The following is a 15,316-nucleotide window of genomic DNA, read 5'->3' on the forward strand; positions in this document are numbered from 1 at the left end:
GAAATACCGGCACGCTCCGTATCAGCGGACACGCCCGATGGTCCAGCGCAATCCGCGCCAGCATGCCATAACTGGGGTTCGATCTAGCTTCGCGACGCTGAATGGAAGCTGAGCGGCCAAGCAATGCCGATGCCGGCGCGGGAAGCCGCCCTCGTTAGAACCCCAGATTGCGGAAGGCGATGCGGAACGAGAAGCTGTTGCCGCGGCGCGCGTCGCCGGTGTCGATATAGTCGCGACGCCAGGTCAGCGCGATCGACAGACATTCGTCGTCATAGGCGAGGCCCAGGCGGTGGCGAATCGGGTCGAAGCCGTCGGCGACGCCCAGCGGATCGTCGCTCTTGCGCGTCAGGTCGACGATCGCCGATCCGAAGATCGACCAGTTCTTTGCAAAAGCGACGCGGCCGCCGGCGCGCACTTCCTCGCGATCCTGCAGATCCTCGCCGAGCAGCAGGATGTCGCGGTTGAGCCGCGAATAGCCGAGCACGGCATAGGTCGAGCGGCTGCCGATCATCGCATCGATCTCGTTCCGCCGCACCGCCAGATTATCCTTGTCGAGCCGGAAACGGTGCGTCAGCCGCAGGAAATCCTTGTAGGCGATGGTGGTGCGGCCGACGATGTCCGACGTGCGGTCGGTGAGGCCGGTGCCGTCGGGAAACAGGCTGGGCTTGTCCGACAGACGATAGCTTTGGCCGATGATGCTGTTGATGTTGAGGCCCGGCCGGCTGAAATTCCATTCGAGGCCATAGGTGATGCGCGCGCCGTCCTCGAAGCGGTCGTAGCCGTTGAAGCGGTTGATCGCGAACAGATTGCTGTCCTCGAGGTCGAAGGCGCGCGAATCCTCGTTGGGGATATCGAGGTTCTTGAGACTGGGGGTGGCGACGATCTGGACGCGCGGAGTCAGCGTCTGGGTGCCGCCCAGAAATTCGCCGACGAAAGGCCAGCGCATGTCGGCGGCGACCGCCGCGATGCCGCGGCCTTCCCAGCCCGATTTGCCGCGATAGCCGGGGATCGCGGTCAGCAGATTTTCATCGCTGTGATAGACGTCGCCGCGCACCATCGCGGTCAGCACGACCTCCTGGCCGAGGCCGGTCAGGCCGCGCAGATTCCAGGTCGCGCCGGCAAAGGCGCGCTGCGTGTCCTGCCCTGCGGTGCGGGCGATCGCCAGCGTGTTGAGCTGCAATTCGATCTGTCCGCCGAGCAGCGGGTCGGCGAGCCGCTGGCGATAGTCGATGATCGGCAGCGCGATCGGCTGCTGGCCCTGCACGTCGTTGCGTCGCAGCGTCTGGGTCGCCCAGCCCGCGATCGACAAATAGCTCTGTCCGCCGATCCGTTCGAGCTCGAAGGTCGAGCGCAGCCGGTCGTCGCGGCTGATATCGTAACGGCGCATGAAGGTGCGGTCGGTCGTGATGCGGCCCGAATAGGACAGGCTCCACCGCGGATCGAACTGGAATTTGCCCGCGCTTTCCAGATAGCCGCGGAATTGGCGGTTGGGGTCGATCACCTGCCCCGATACCGGAACGACCGAGCTGTGGGTCGCATAGCCGTTGATGCGGAACGAGCCGATGTCGGTGAGCGCGCGAAACTCGCCTTCGATCATCGGCACCGATCCGGTGTAGAGATGCGGCGTGATCGTGATGTCGCGGTCGGGCGCGAGGCGCAGATAATAAGGCATCGCGATCTCGAAGCCGTTGGTGCGGTCGAGACGGATTTCGGGAACGAGCAGCCCGCTGCCCGCCTCGCTGTTCGCGGGATGGCTGAGCCCCGGCAGCGGAATCAGCGGCAGGCCGAAAATTTCGACCCGCGCTCCCTTGTAGCGCACCTTGTTCTTGCCGCGGTCATAGATCACGCGGACGGCCCGGATCTGCCAGCTCGGCTTCTTGGGGCAGCCCGACCCGTCCTCGACGGGGCAGGGGGTGTAGGCGGCGTTCTCCAGCTCGATATTGCCGTTGTCGAAGCGCGTGCCCTTCACCGCCGCGAGGCGCGCGCCGTTATCGAGCACGACGAGCATATTCTCGACCACCCCGTCGCGCAGCGTGTCGGTCAGGACGATGCGGTCGCCATAGGCGGTGTCGCCCTCGGGATTCTTCAGCGCGACATCGCCCTCGGCGACGACCTCGCCGGTCTTGCGGTTCCAGGTCACCTTGTCGGCGCGCATCTCGACCGTGTCGCGCTTCATCTCGACATTGCCCTCGGCCACGACGACGTCGGTCTCATTGTCGTAGTTGAGATTGTCGGCAGCAAAACCGATCTGTTCGTCGGACTTGGGCGCGGGAGCGTCGACCGTATCGGCCGAGACGTCACGGTCCTGAAGATCGGGCTGGTCCTGCGGTGCCTGCACGACCGGCGGTTCGGCCGTCTGCTGCGCGGCGACCGGGCACGCCATGAGGGCGACGCTGCTCGCGGTCGCAAGCCAGAGCGGCTGTGCGCGGGGGGACCGATGGAACAAAGCCCAGCTCATTTGATATATTTGTCCCACGCCTTATCTAGTGTCCACCCGTGCCGGGCCGGCTGCTTTGTTTTGCAACTCGCAGGCGAAACCCCTATCGGTCCGGCACGTTCCAATCAATCATCGCATGAGAAAGTTAAGGCATGGACATCCAGTTTGTCGCGCAAATCGATGCGTCTGCCGACGTTGTCGCTTTTCCGGTCCGCAAGGGCGAGGCCGCCAGGCTCGGCGCGCTGCTCGGCGCGGCGGCGGCGCAGGCGCGGTTCGAGGGCGCGGCGGGCGCGGTCGCGGAGACCGCGGCGCTCGACGGCGAGCAGGCGAAGCGGCTGCTGCTGGTCGGAATCGGCGACGGCACGGCGCATGACCTCGAACGCGGCGGCGCGGCGCTGACCGCCAGGCTGCAGACGAGCGGCGTCGCGGCGGTCCATGTCGATTTCGCGAGCGCGGGGCAGAGCGACGAGGATGACGTCCTGGCCTTCGCGATGGGCGCGCGGCTGCGCGACTGGCGCCTCGATACCTATCGCACCCGGCTGGCCGACACGGCGAAACCGAGCCTGAAGACGATCGCGATCGCGTCGCCGGCGGGCGACCTGTCGGCGCGCTGGGGTCGCTATTCGGCGGTTGCCGACGGCGTCGCGCTGACCCAGACGCTCGTCGCCGAGCCGCCGAACATCCTCTATCCCGAGACGTTCGTGGAGCGCTGCCAGCATCTGACCGACCTCGGCGTCGAACTGGAAGTACTCGACGAGCGGCAGATGAAGGCGCTAGGCATGGGCGCGCTGCTCGGCGTCGCGCAGGGCTCGACCCGCCCGCCACGGCTGCTTGCGATGCGCTGGAACGGCGGCAATCCGGGCGAGGCGCCGGTGGTCTTCGTCGGCAAGGGCGTCACCTTCGACACCGGCGGCATCAGCCTGAAACCCGGACCGGGCATGGACATGATGAAGTGGGACATGGGCGGCGCGGGCGCGGTCGCGGGCGCGATCAAGGCGATCGCCGGGCGCAAGGCGAAGGCGAACGTCGTCGGCGTCGTCGGCCTCGTCGAGAATATGCCCGACGGCAATGCGATGCGCCCCGGCGACATCGTCACGACGATGTCGGGGCAGACGGTCGAGGTGCTCAACACCGACGCCGAGGGCCGGCTTGTCCTCTGCGACGCGATCGCCTGGGCGCAGAAGGCCTATGATCCCAAGGTCGTCGTCGATCTCGCGACTCTGACCGGGGCGATGGTGATTTCGCTCGGCCACGAATATGCGGGGATGTTCGCGAACGACGAAGCACTCGCGGCGAACCTGCTCGAGGCAGGCGAGGCGAGCGGCAACAAGCTGTGGCGCTTCCCGCTGTCGCCCGCTTACGACAAGCTGATCGACAGTCCGATCGCCGACATGAAGAATATCGGCCCGCGCGAAGGCGGTTCGATCACCGCGGCGCAGTTCCTCAAGCGCTATGTGAACGAAGGCGTCGCCTGGGCGCATCTCGACATCGCGGGGATGGCGTGGGCCGACAAGGACGGCCCGGTCTATGGCAAGGGCGCGACGGGTTATGGCGTGCGCCTGCTCGACCGCTTCATTGCGGATCATCACGAGGGGTGATGCCGAATATGCTCGTCATTGCGAGGAGCGAAGCGACGCGGCAATCTCCAGCCATCGGCCTTGTGCGAGGCCGATGGCTGGAGATTGCTTCCCCCGGCTTTCGCCGGGGTCGCAATGACTGAACAGCAGATACCTCGCGTCGATTTCTACCGGCTGACCCGCGACCCCGTCGAGCGGGTGCTGCCCGCCATTGCTACGCGGGTTCTGGGCAATGGCGACCGCCTGCTGGTGGTCGCGGCCCCGGCGATGCAGCGGCAGGCGATCGACGGCGCGCTCTGGACGTTCCAGCCGGCCGGCTTTCTGCCGCACGGTCCTGCCGGCTCGCCCGACGAGGCGATCGAGCCGATCCTGCTCGCGGGCGCGATCGCCGCCGGGGCGCCCAACGGCGCGACGCATGTCGCGCTCGCCGACGGCGAGTGGCGCGAGGAGGCGCTTGGCTTCGCGCGCGCCTTCCTGCTCTTCGACAACAGCCGCATCGACGACGCCCGCGCGACATGGCGTGCGCTTGCGGCGCGCGAGGATGTCGATAATCGCTTCTGGAAGCAGGACGATCGCGGCCGCTGGTCCGAAGGGCCCTGATCTTTCGGCTGTGACATGGGTCACGGACAGCGGACGCGTTGCGTTGCAGATCATACCCCATGATTTTTCAGGAGCTTGGAATGACTATACGCACGAATCTCGCCCTCGCCGCCGTCATGGCATTGCTCGTCGCGGGTTGCGGCTCGAAATCGGAGAGCGAGGTCGCCAGCGGCACCTATATCGATCCCGCGACAGGCAAGACCGCCGAATATAAGGTCAGCGGGAGCAAGGACGGCGAAGAGGGCAATGTTACCGTCAAGACCGAGGATGGCGAGGTTCGCTTCGGCACCGACGCCAAACTGCCCGCGGGCCTCACTCCTTATCCGGGATCGAAGATGACCGGCGGATTCGCCGGGTCGTCCGAAGGCAGGAAAGGCGGCATGGCGGGGTTCGAGGTCAAGGCGAAGGTCGCCGACGTCGTCGCCCATTACCGCAGCCAGATCGAGGCGGCGGGACTCAAGGTCAAATCCGAAATGACCGCCGACGACACGATGATCATCGGCGCCGAAAAGCCCGGCGACGAAAAGACGACGATCCAGGTCACCGCGACGCAGGAAGGCGACATGGTCAATGGCGCGATCACTTATGGAACGGGTGGCTGAAGTCGGCCCGCGCTCCGACCTTGCAGTGCAGCAAAAGCGCGGCTAGAGGCGCGCGCATTGCAGAAAATACCAACCCAGGAGCTTTCCCATGGCGGTCACCCGCACCTTTTCGATCATCAAGCCCGACGCGACGCGTCGCAACATCACCGGCGCCGTCACCAAGATGCTGGAAGACGCCGGCCTCCGCGTCGTCGCTTCCAAGCGTATCCACATGACCAAGGAACAGGCCGAAGGCTTTTACGCGGTCCACAAGGAGCGTCCCTTCTTTGGTGAACTTGTCGAATTCATGACCTCGGGTCCGGTCGTCGTCCAGGTTCTGGAAGGCGAGAATGCGATGCAGCGCAACCGCGACATCATGGGCGCGACCAATCCCAAGGACGCCGCCCCCGGCACGATCCGCAAGGAACTGGCCGAGAGCATCGAGGCGAACACGGTCCACGGTTCGGACAGCGACGAAAATGCGGCGATCGAAATCGCCTATTTCTTCAAGCCCGAAGAAATCGTCGGCTAAACGATCCAAGCCGCAAGGCCGCAAGGGGCCGCCGGAGCGATCCGGCGGCCCTTTTTGCGTTCAGAGCAGCGGGCTCACCGTCGCGACGAGATTCTGCCACAGCCGCCGGGCGATCCCGAAACCGGCGACGTCCTCGGCGGTGACGCGGTCGGATGCGGCGATATACTCGGCCTGACGCGCGCGAATCTCGGCGGCGAACGCCTTGTCGCGCAGCAGGATATTATTCTCGAAATTGAGCTCGAAACTCCGCCGGTCGAGGTTGGCCGATCCGATCAGCGCGACCTCGCCGTCGACGAGCATCGTCTTGGCATGGAGCAGGCCGGAGCGATATTCGTAGAGCTTCACCCCCGCCGCGACGAGGTCGGCATAATGGCTGCGGCTTGCGCCCGCGACGATGCGGCTGTCGTTGCGCCTGGGGAGGATCATCACCGTCTCGACCCCGCGCCGTGCGCAGTCGAGCAGCGCGAAGAGCAATTGCTCGTCGGGCACGAAATAGGGCGTGGTGACGACAATCTCGCGCCGCGCCGAATGGATGAGCGAGGTGAAGCAGGCGGTCATCGCGGCATAGCGGAGATTGGGGCCGGTGCCGATCACCTGTGCCGCGATCCCGGGCACTTGTGCGGGTTCGGGTTCGGCGCCGTCGCGGAGCAGGTCGCCGATGTCGTCGCCGCGCTCGCTTTCCCAATCGGCGGCGAAGACGAACTGGCAATCGCGGACGACAGGGCCTTCCCAGCGCGTCATGATGTCGACCCACGGGGCATATTGGGACTTAATCCGGAATTCGGGATCGGCGAGATTCTGGCTGCCGCACCAGGCGATGCGATTGTCGACGATCAACTGCTTTCTGTGATTGCGCAGGTCGAAGCGGCCGCGGATCAGCGTCCAGATCAGGCCGCCGATCGGCAGCGCGATTCGTGCGTCGATTCCCGCATTCTGCAACTCGATCCAATAGGCCGAGCGGATGAAACCGCGCGAACCGAGCGCGTCGGCGAGCACGCGCACTTTCACCCCGCGCTTCGCCGCGCGGACCAGCGCGTCCTTGATCCGGAAGCCGTTGTGGTCGGCAAGCCAGATATAGAAGCAGAGGTGGACGGTCGATTTGGCCTTGTCGATATCGTCGACCATCTCGCGGATCGCGGCGTTGCTGTCCGCTGCGAGGTGCGCGCGGTTCCCGGCGGTCGGGGGCAGCGCATTGACCGTCTCGGCGAGCGCGAAGGGCGCAGCCCAGGCGCTGCGCGCGAGCGCGCGGCGTACTTCGGCGCGCTCGTGGGGGTGCGGCAGATGCGCCTCGATCGCGGCATAGCGCGCGCGTCGCTTGGCGCTGATCCGCGCTTCGCCGAGCAGCAGATAAGCGAGAATGCCGACGACCGGCACCGCGATCGTCGCGATCAGCCAGGCGAGCCGCGACGCGGGCTCGCGCTGCGGCCGCAGGATGATCCGCCCCATGATGGTGATGAAAGCGGCGATATAGGCCGCAGACAGGATCAGGGCGAAATCGAATTCCATTGCCTGCAATTCACCGCGCTTCGGTGGAAAAGGCCAGCGCGAAATTTTGGGGGGAGGGGCAGGCAGTTTCCAGTTTGGAAATCCTCGTCATTGCGAGCGAAGCGAAGCAATCCAGAGCGGCTTACACGCACTCTGGATTGCCGCGTCGCTTCGCTCCTCGCAATGACGGGGTGGTTAAGTCCGGCCGTAGCCTAAAAATCCTCAGCCGCCGCCATCAGCCCCGCCAGCTTCTTCGGTGCGACCGCTAGCCAGCTCTTGCGCAGCCATTCGCCGATCGCATCCCAGTCGGTGTCGCCGAGGTCGAGGCGGATGCCGATCCAGCCGTCGCCGAAATAGGCGGGGCGGTAATAGCGCGCTTCGTCGAGTTCGATGAGCTGCGCCTGCTCGTCGGCGCCGCTGATCTTGACCAGCAAGGCGGTTCGGCCGTCGCCGTGATGGTCGTGGGTGAAATAAGCGAACTTCTTGCCCTTGACGATCCCGAAGCAGGGCATGCCGTGAGAGGTCGTCTCGTCGACTTCGGGCAGCGCCATCGCCAACTCGCGGACGCGGCCGAGCAGCCAGTCGGGCGACCGCTCGCGCGAGACGAAGGCGGCGAGGGTGGCGGGATAGAGTTGATGTTCGGCGAACCGGACCCGCCGCGCAAGGCTTTCGGCGGTGTCGCCCGGCACGATCGCAACCGGCGTCTGCGCGAGCACCGGGCCGTCGTCGAGCGCCGGGGTGACGACATGGATGCTGCACCCGCCATGGGAGTCGCCGGCGTCGATCGCCTGTTGGTGGGTGTTCAGCCCCTTGTATTTGGGGAGCAGGCTCGGGTGGATGTTGAGCATCCGCCCTGCCCAGCGCACGACGAAATCGTCGCTCAGGATGCGCATATAGCCCGCCAGCGCGACATAGTCGGCGCCGGCCGCGCGGAGCTGTTCGTCGACCAGCGCGTCGAAGGCGTCGCGGTCCATGCCCTTATGTGCGTGTGCCCACGTCGCGATGCCCTCGGCGTTGGCGAGCGCCAGTCCCGCCGCATCGGGGTTGTTGCTGGCGACGAGCACGAGTTCATAGGGGCAGGCCTCGGCCTTCGCGGCATAGAGCAAGGCCGCCATATTGGTGCCGGTGCCGGAGATGAGAACGGCGACGCGGGCTTTCACACCGATCCTCCCCGGAACGGGGAGGGGGACCATGCGAAGCATGGTGGAGGGGCGCAAGCGGAGTCGTGCGACATCTTGAGGATGGATGACACCGCACATGCCCCTCCACCCCCCGCTTCGCGGGCGGTCCCCCTCCCCCCGTGGGGGAGGATCCTATGCATGATGTGTCGCGCTCCACGCGCCCATCGCGCTCCACGTCTCCGACCCGCCCGACACGGTGCAGCCCTTCTCACCCTCGGCGATATGCCCGATCCGGTGCACTGTCTCGCCCGCGGCCTGCAGCGCCGCTGTCACCTCGGCGACGTCGCTCTCGGCCACGACCACCGCCATGCCGATCCCGCAATTGAAGGTGCGCGCCATTTCCTCGGGCTCGATATTCCCCTGCGCCTGCAGGAAGGCCATCAGCCGCGGCTGTTCCCAAGCGTCGGCGTCGATATGCGCGTGCAGCGTCTTCGGCAGCACGCGCGGGATATTCTCGAGCAGCCCGCCGCCGGTGATGTGCGCGAGCGCGTGAATCCGGCCGATCTTCACCAGCGGCAGCAGGCTCTTCACATAGATGCGCGTCGGCGCCATCAGCGCGTCGATCAGCAGGATAGTCTGGTCGAACAGGGCGGGGCGGTCGAGCTTCCAGCCCTTGTCGGCGGCGAGACGGCGCACGAGCGAAAAGCCGTTCGAGTGGATCCCCGACGAGGCAAGGCCGAGAATGACGTCGCCCGCCGCGACCTTGTCGGCGGTGAGCACCTGGTCGCGCTCGACCGCGCCGACGCAGAAGCCCGCGAGATCATAGTCGCCGTCCGAATACATGCCCGGCATTTCGGCGGTCTCGCCCCCGATCAACGCGCAGCCCGCCTGCTTGCAACCCTCGGCGATGCTCGCGACGACCTCGGTCGCGACATCATTGTCGAGCTTGCCGGTGGCGTAATAGTCGAGGAAGAACAAAGGCTCTGCGCCCTGAACGATCAGGTCGTTGGCGCACATCGCGACCAGATCGATGCCGACCCCGTCATGCTTGCCCGAATCGATCGCGAGCTTGAGCTTGGTGCCGACCCCGTCGTTCGCCGCGACGAGCAAGGGATCGCTGAACCCGGCGGCCTTGAGGTCGAAGAAACCGCCGAAGCCGCCGAGGTCGGCGTCGGCGCCGGGGCGGCGCGTCGCTCGGGCGAGCGGAGCGATGGCACGGACCAGCGCATTGCCGGTCTCGATCGAGACGCCGGCCTGCGCATATGTGTAAGGGGCGGGCTGGTTGTGCTTGGAATCCATGGCACGCGCGACTAACGGTTCCAGCCGATAATTGCCATGATTTCCTTGTCCGGGCCCGCGCTTTTGGGCAGAGCATAGAGAAGATATGACCTCGGCTGCTTTCCCCCGTTCGACTCCCGGTTTCCCGCTCCGCTCGTTCGTGTCCCGCGATTGGCGCTGGGCGGCGCTTTTCGGGCTGTTTCTGGCGGTCCTGGTCGCAGGCCTCGTCGAGGGACAGATCGCGCGCGGCGATCGCGGCATCACCCCGATCAACAGCAGCGGCGATTTCCTCGCGAGCGGGATCACCGTCGATGTCGTCGGCGATAACGCCGAGGATGCGCGCGAAAAGGGCTGGCGCGAGGCGCAGCGCAAGGGCTGGGCGCAGCTCTACAAGCGGATCAACGGCAGCGACGGGCCGGCGCTCGGTGATTCGGTGCTCGACGGCATCGTCACCGCGATCGTCGTCGAAAAAGAGCAGATCGGCCCGCGGCGCTATGTCGCGACGCTCGGCGTCCAGTTCGACCGCGTGCGCGCGGGGCAGATTCTCGGCGTCAGCGGTCGCACTTTGCGTTCGCCGCCCTTGCTTGTCATTCCCGTCTATTCGATCGACGGCATCGAGCAGGTGTTCGAGCAGCGCAGCGCATGGCAGCGCGCCTGGGCCGAATATAATACGGGGCAGAGCGCGATCGATTATGTCCGCACCGCGGGCACCGGCGCCGACACTTTGCTGCTCAATCCAGGGCAGACCGGCCGTCGCGGGCGCGTCTGGTGGCGCGTGATCCTCGACCAATATGGCGCCGCCGACGTGCTGATCCCGATCGCGCGGGTCGAATACAGCTATCCCGGCGGGCCGATCCGGGGCGTCTTCACCGCACGCTTCGGCCCCGACAACAAGCTGATCGACAGCTTCACCATGACCGGCCCGAGCTCCGCCGCGCTGCCTGACATGATGGAGAAGGCGGTCGCGCGAATGGATGCGATCTATACCGGCGCGCTCGCGGCGGGCGTGCTCAGGACCGACACCTATCTCGTCCTCGAAAAGCCGGTCGAAAAGGCCGATCTGCCCGAGGAAACGGTGACCGAGGATGACGCGCTGCCGACCGAAACCGACAGCAGCACCCCCGTCGCGCCCGTCGCCGGGGTGCAAAGCTTCACCGTCCAGTATAGTTCGCCGGACGTCGATTCGGTCTCCGCGACCGAACGCGCGGTCGGCGGCGTCGCGGGGGTCCAGTCGGCGTCGACGACCAGCCTTGCGCTCGGCGGCACCTCGGTGATGCGCGTCAGCTTCCGCGGCGACCTTGCGGCGCTGAAGGCGGCGCTCGCCGCGCGCGGCTTCAAGGTGCAGGAGGGCGGCGGGCAACTGCGGATCAGTCGCTGATGGCCGGGCCTTCGGGACAGATCGCGCTGCCGCTCGACTGGAGCGCCGGCGGCGCCAACGACGGACCGCTGATCGTCGGCGCGAGCAATGCCGACGCGGTGCGCTATCTGCGTCATGTCGCGACCTGGCCGGTACGGACTGCGGTGCTGACCGGCCCGCGCGGGTCGGGTCGCAGCCTGATCGGCCGCCTGTTCGCGTGCGAGACCGGCGGGCGCGTGATCGATGGTCCCGCCAGCGTCTCCGAGGAAGAGATTTTCCACGCCTGGAATGCGGCCCAATCCTCGGGCACGCCGCTGCTCATCATCGCCGACGCGCCGCCTGCGGAATGGAATATCGCGCTGCCCGATCTGCGCTCGCGCCTCGCCGCCGTCCCGGTGCTGACGATCGGCGAGCCCGACGATTGCCTCGCGCGCGACCTGATCGAGGCGCTGTTCGCGCAGCGCGGCATCGCGATCGCGCCCGAAGTGCCGTCCTACATCGTGCCGCGCATGGAGCGCAGCTATGCGATGATCCACCGCATCGTCGCGGCGCTCGACGCCGCTTCGCTCGAAAAAGGGCGCGGCATCGGCATTCGTCTTATTCGTGAAACATTACTGTCACAGGGGCTGATCGATCCCGATTTGCTCGAAAGACAGGATGCAGCGACATGTCGATAGCCGGCGGCCCCCTACGCGCAGACAATGACGCCGATACGGCTACCCCTTCCTTCGGACCCGAACGCTTCTTCAACCGCGAACTGTCGTGGCTCGCCTTCAACCGGCGGGTGATGGAGGAGGCGCGCAATCCCGCGCATCCCTTGCTCGAACGGCTGCGCTTCCTGTCGATTTCGGGGAGCAACCTCGACGAATTCTTCATGGTCCGCGTCGCGGGGCTGAAGGGGCAGCAGCTTCAGGGGATCGACGATCCGTCGGCCGACGGCCGTTCGCCGGGGCAGCAGCTCGCCGAAATCGAGGCCGAGGTGAATCGCCTCGTCGACCAGCAGCAGAGCGAATGGCAATTGCTGCATCGCCAACTCGGCGAACAGGGGATCGTCGTGCACGGCGCCGGGTCGGACAAGGATGCGCTGCGCACCCGGCTGCGCCAATATTTCATCGACCAGATATTTCCCATCCTGACCCCGCAGGTGCTCGATCCCGCGCACCCCTTTCCCTTCATTCCCAATCGCGGGTTGGGCGTGATCTTCGATCTTCAGCGCAAGGCGACCGGCGATACGGTACGCGAATTGGTGATGATCCCCGCGTCGCTGGCGCGCTTCGTGCCGGTGCCGGGGGAGCCGGGCAGTTTCGTGCCGATCGAATATCTGATCGAGCTGTTCGCCGATCTGCTGTTTCCGGGTTTTGCGGTGCGCTCGCTCGGGGTCTTTCGCATCATCCGCGACAGCGATATCGAAATCGAGGAAGAGGCCGAGGATCTCGTCCGCCTGTTCCGCACCGCGATCCGCCGCCGCCGCCGCGGCCGCGTCATCCTGATGGAGGTCGAGGCCGACATGCCGGCCGAACTCGCCGCAGTGCTCAACGCCGACATCCAGGGGCATGAGGCGATGGTCGCCAAGATCGGCGGCTTCATTGGTCTCGCGGCGCTGTCGGCGCTCGTCGACATCGACCGGCCCGACCTCAAATTCCCCGCTTACTCGCCGCGCTTTCCCGAGCGCATCCGCGAGCATGGCGGCGATTGCTTCGCGGCGATCCGCTCGAAGGACATCGTCGTCCATCATCCCTATGAGAGCTTCGACGTCGTGGTGTCCTTTCTGCGGCAGGCGGCCGCCGATCCAGATGTCGTCGCGATCAAGCAGACGCTCTATCGCGCGGGCAACCAGTCGCCGGTGATCCGCGCACTGATCGAGGCGGCCGAGGCAGGCAAGTCGGTGACCGCGATCGTCGAACTCAAGGCGCGCTTCGACGAGGAGCAGAACCTCCTTTGGGCGAACCAGCTCGAACGCGCGGGCGTGCAGGTCGTCTATGGCTTCATCGAGTGGAAGACCCACGCAAAAATCTCGATGGTCGTACGCCGCGAAGGGCAGGGCTATCGCACCTACTGCCACTTCGGCACCGGCAATTATCATCCAGTGACCGCGCGCATCTATACCGATCTGAGCTTTTTCACCGCCGACCCGCGCGCCGGGCGTGATGCGGCGCAGCTCTTCAATTACATCACCGGCTATGTCGAGCCCGAGCGGCTCGAACTCATCACCATGTCGCCGCTCAACATGCGCCAGCATCTGTGCGACCTGGTCGATGCCGAGATCGCGGCCGCGAAGGTGGGAGGGGCGTCGGGCCTGTGGGCGAAGATGAACAGCCTCGTCGATCCCGGCATCATCGACAAGCTTTACGAAGCGAGCGCGGCGGGGGTGCCGATCGACCTGATCGTGCGCGGCATCTGCTGCCTGCGTCCCGGCGTGCCCGGCCTGTCGGAGACGATCCGCGTCAAGTCGGTCGTCGGCCGCTTTCTGGAGCATAGCCGCATCTGGGCGTTCGCCAACGGCGCACACCTGCCGCACAGCGGCGCGAAACTCTATATCTCCAGCGCCGACTGGATGCCGCGCAACTTCGATCGCCGGGTCGAATATATGATCCCGATCGAGAATCCGACCGTGCACGACCAGATATTGGACCAAGTGCTCGTCGCCAATCTGATCGACAATGAGCAAAGCTGGGTGCTGCAACCAGACGGCACCTATCGCCGGCTGGTTCCGGGCGACAAGCCATTCAACCTGCATCATTATTTCATGAACAACCCGTCGCTGTCGGGCCGCGGCACCGCGTTGCACAAGCGGCACGACGTTCCCACGCTCGACTTTCCCATGCGCGAGGATCGATAGATTTTGAGCCTTTCCCGCTCCCCGAAGAACGCCGTGCGCCGCTCGGCGGTGATCGACATCGGCTCCAACTCGGTCCGCATCGTCGTTTACGAAGGCCCAGCGCGCGCGCCGGCGGTGATCTTCAACGAAAAGGTCGCGGCAGGGCTTGGCCGCGGGCTGGCGATCGACGGCCGGATCGCGCCCGAGGATGCCGAGCGCGGTCTCGTTGCGCTGCGCCGCTATGCGCTGCTCGCGCGGCATATGGGGGTGACCGACCTGCAATGCGTTGCGACCGCGGCGGTGCGTGACGCCGCCAACGGCCCGGTTTTCATCGCCGCCGCTGCCGAAGCGGGGCTCGAAATCCGCCTGCTGTCGGGCGAGGAAGAGGCCGAGGCGGCGGGCTATGGCGTGCTGTCGGCGATCCCCGACGCGTGCGGGATCGCGGTCGACCTGGGGGGCGGCAGTCTGGAGCTTGCCGAGGTCGCCGACGGCGCGGTCGGGCGGCGCGCTTCCTTTCCGCTCGGCGTGCTGCGCCTGCCCGCGCTACGCAAGGATGGCGAACAGGCGTTCGAGCGCGCGATCCGCAAGATGCTGAAAAGCGCGGGCTGGCCGAACGGCGGGCTGTCGGGCCTGCCTCTCTATCTGGTCGGCGGGTCGTGGCGCGCGCTGTCGCGCCTCGACCTCGAACTGACGAAAGATCCGCTCGCGGTGCTCGACCAGCACAGGCTGCCGCGTACCGCGCTCCGCCGCCTGATCCGCGCGACCAAGCGCTTGAGCTTCGAGGAACTGCGCGCGATTCCCGGCATGGCGGCGAACCGCGCGGCGGCCTTGCCCGACGCTGCCGCGCTGCTCGCCGCGCTCGTCAATATTCTCGACGTGCCCGAAATGACGGTGTCTTCTTCGGGTTTGCGCGAAGGCCTGCTGTTCCAGGCGCTCGATGCCGAGACGCGTGCGCAGGACCCGCTGATCATCGCCGCCGATTTCGAGGGGCGTCGATTGGCGCGGTTCGCGCCGCATGGCCGGGCGATCGCCGAATGGATCGCGCCGCTGTTCGCGAACGAGGCGGTCGCCGACAGCCGCGTCCGTCTCGCCGCGAGCCTGCTCAGCGATGTCGCCTGGTCTGCGAACCCCGATTTTCGCGCTGAGCGTGGCACCGAGATCGGTCTGCACGGCAATTGGCGCAGCATCGACATTCCGGGGCGCATCCTGCTCGCGCGCGCGCTGTATGCGGGTTTCGGCGGTGCCGATGCCGATTTTCCCATCATGGGCCGGCTGGTCAGCGACGAACGGCTGGCGCGGGCGCGGCAATGGGGCCTCGCGATCCGTCTCGCGCAGCGGCTGACCGGCGGCGTCGAGGCGCCTTTGAAGGCGAGCGGTATCGCGCTCGCCGACGGCAAGCTCAGGCTCTGTCTCGATGCCGGCTGGCATCATCTGGCGGGGGAATCGGTCGAACGCCGCCTGCGCATCCTCGCGCAGGCGCTCGATGCGAAGCCGGAGTTGGTGTTGCTTTAGAAAGCCCTTGCGCTCGCG

At 66.3% G+C, this 15,316-nt stretch carries 12 protein-coding genes; 8 read left to right on the top strand and 4 right to left on the bottom strand.

Features of this window, described 5'->3' with window-relative positions; all coding sequences use genetic code 11:
* Positions 1-154: 154 nt before the first annotated feature.
* Positions 155-2,458, bottom strand: coding sequence for an LPS-assembly protein LptD (locus ACVENA_RS04730; protein WP_449327858.1), 2,304 nt, complete (start codon positions 2,456-2,458; stop codon positions 155-157).
* A 131-nt stretch (positions 2,459-2,589) separates the two neighbouring features.
* On the opposite strand from ACVENA_RS04730, the gene ACVENA_RS04735 reads away from it, so the two are divergent.
* The 4 genes from ACVENA_RS04735 (at position 2,590) to ndk (ending at position 5,727) form a co-directional block, all read left to right on the top strand.
* Positions 2,590-4,035: a leucyl aminopeptidase gene (locus ACVENA_RS04735; protein WP_449327859.1), complete on the top strand. Its 1,446-nt coding sequence runs from the start codon at positions 2,590-2,592 to the stop codon at positions 4,033-4,035.
* A 114-nt stretch (positions 4,036-4,149) separates the two neighbouring features.
* Positions 4,150-4,614: a DNA polymerase III subunit chi gene (locus tag ACVENA_RS04740; protein ID WP_449327860.1), complete on the top strand. Its 465-nt coding sequence runs from the start codon at positions 4,150-4,152 to the stop codon at positions 4,612-4,614.
* A gap of 80 nt (positions 4,615-4,694) precedes the next feature.
* Positions 4,695-5,216, top strand: coding sequence for a hypothetical protein (locus ACVENA_RS04745; RefSeq protein WP_449327861.1), 522 nt, complete (start codon positions 4,695-4,697; stop codon positions 5,214-5,216).
* An 88-nt stretch (positions 5,217-5,304) separates the two neighbouring features.
* Positions 5,305-5,727: a nucleoside-diphosphate kinase gene (gene ndk / locus ACVENA_RS04750; RefSeq protein WP_374524471.1), complete on the top strand. Its 423-nt coding sequence runs from the start codon at positions 5,305-5,307 to the stop codon at positions 5,725-5,727.
* Positions 5,728-5,787: 60 nt separating this feature from the next.
* Here ndk and cls read toward each other — a convergent pair whose 3' ends face one another.
* The 3 genes from cls to purM form a co-directional block, all read right to left on the bottom strand.
* Positions 5,788-7,233, bottom strand: coding sequence for a cardiolipin synthase (gene cls, locus ACVENA_RS04755; RefSeq protein ID WP_449327862.1), 1,446 nt, complete (start codon positions 7,231-7,233; stop codon positions 5,788-5,790).
* Positions 7,234-7,424: 191 nt separating this feature from the next.
* A complete protein-coding gene (gene purN, locus ACVENA_RS04760; RefSeq protein ID WP_449328889.1) occupies positions 7,425-8,327 on the bottom strand; it encodes a phosphoribosylglycinamide formyltransferase in 903 nt (300 codons plus the stop codon).
* A 198-nt stretch (positions 8,328-8,525) separates the two neighbouring features.
* Positions 8,526-9,632, bottom strand: a complete 1,107-nt coding sequence (purM, locus tag ACVENA_RS04765) for a phosphoribosylformylglycinamidine cyclo-ligase (protein WP_257548593.1) — start codon at positions 9,630-9,632, stop codon at positions 8,526-8,528.
* Between the two features lie 85 nt (positions 9,633-9,717).
* Here purM and ACVENA_RS04770 point away from each other — a divergent pair, with 85 nt between their 5' ends.
* Genes ACVENA_RS04770 through ACVENA_RS04785 form a run of 4 tightly spaced genes read left to right on the top strand, consistent with a single transcriptional unit; the run spans position 9,718 to position 15,298 of the window.
* Positions 9,718-10,989, top strand: coding sequence for a heavy-metal-associated domain-containing protein (locus tag ACVENA_RS04770; protein ID WP_449327863.1), 1,272 nt, complete (start codon positions 9,718-9,720; stop codon positions 10,987-10,989).
* Positions 10,989-11,645 carry an HdaA/DnaA family protein gene (locus ACVENA_RS04775; RefSeq protein ID WP_449327864.1) on the top strand — a complete coding sequence of 219 codons (657 nt, stop codon included), beginning with the start codon at positions 10,989-10,991 and terminating at the stop codon, positions 11,643-11,645. The genes ACVENA_RS04770 and ACVENA_RS04775 overlap by 1 nt, the downstream gene beginning before the upstream one ends.
* Positions 11,636-13,807, top strand: coding sequence for an RNA degradosome polyphosphate kinase (locus tag ACVENA_RS04780; RefSeq protein WP_449327865.1), 2,172 nt, complete (start codon positions 11,636-11,638; stop codon positions 13,805-13,807). The genes ACVENA_RS04775 and ACVENA_RS04780 overlap by 10 nt, the downstream gene beginning before the upstream one ends.
* 3 nt (positions 13,808-13,810) lie before the next feature.
* Positions 13,811-15,298 (top strand): Ppx/GppA family phosphatase, encoded by a 1,488-nt coding sequence (locus ACVENA_RS04785; RefSeq protein WP_449327866.1) that lies wholly within the window; start codon positions 13,811-13,813, stop codon positions 15,296-15,298.
* Positions 15,299-15,316 lie beyond the last annotated feature (18 nt).

The organism is Sphingopyxis sp. 550A (assembly GCF_053569535.1).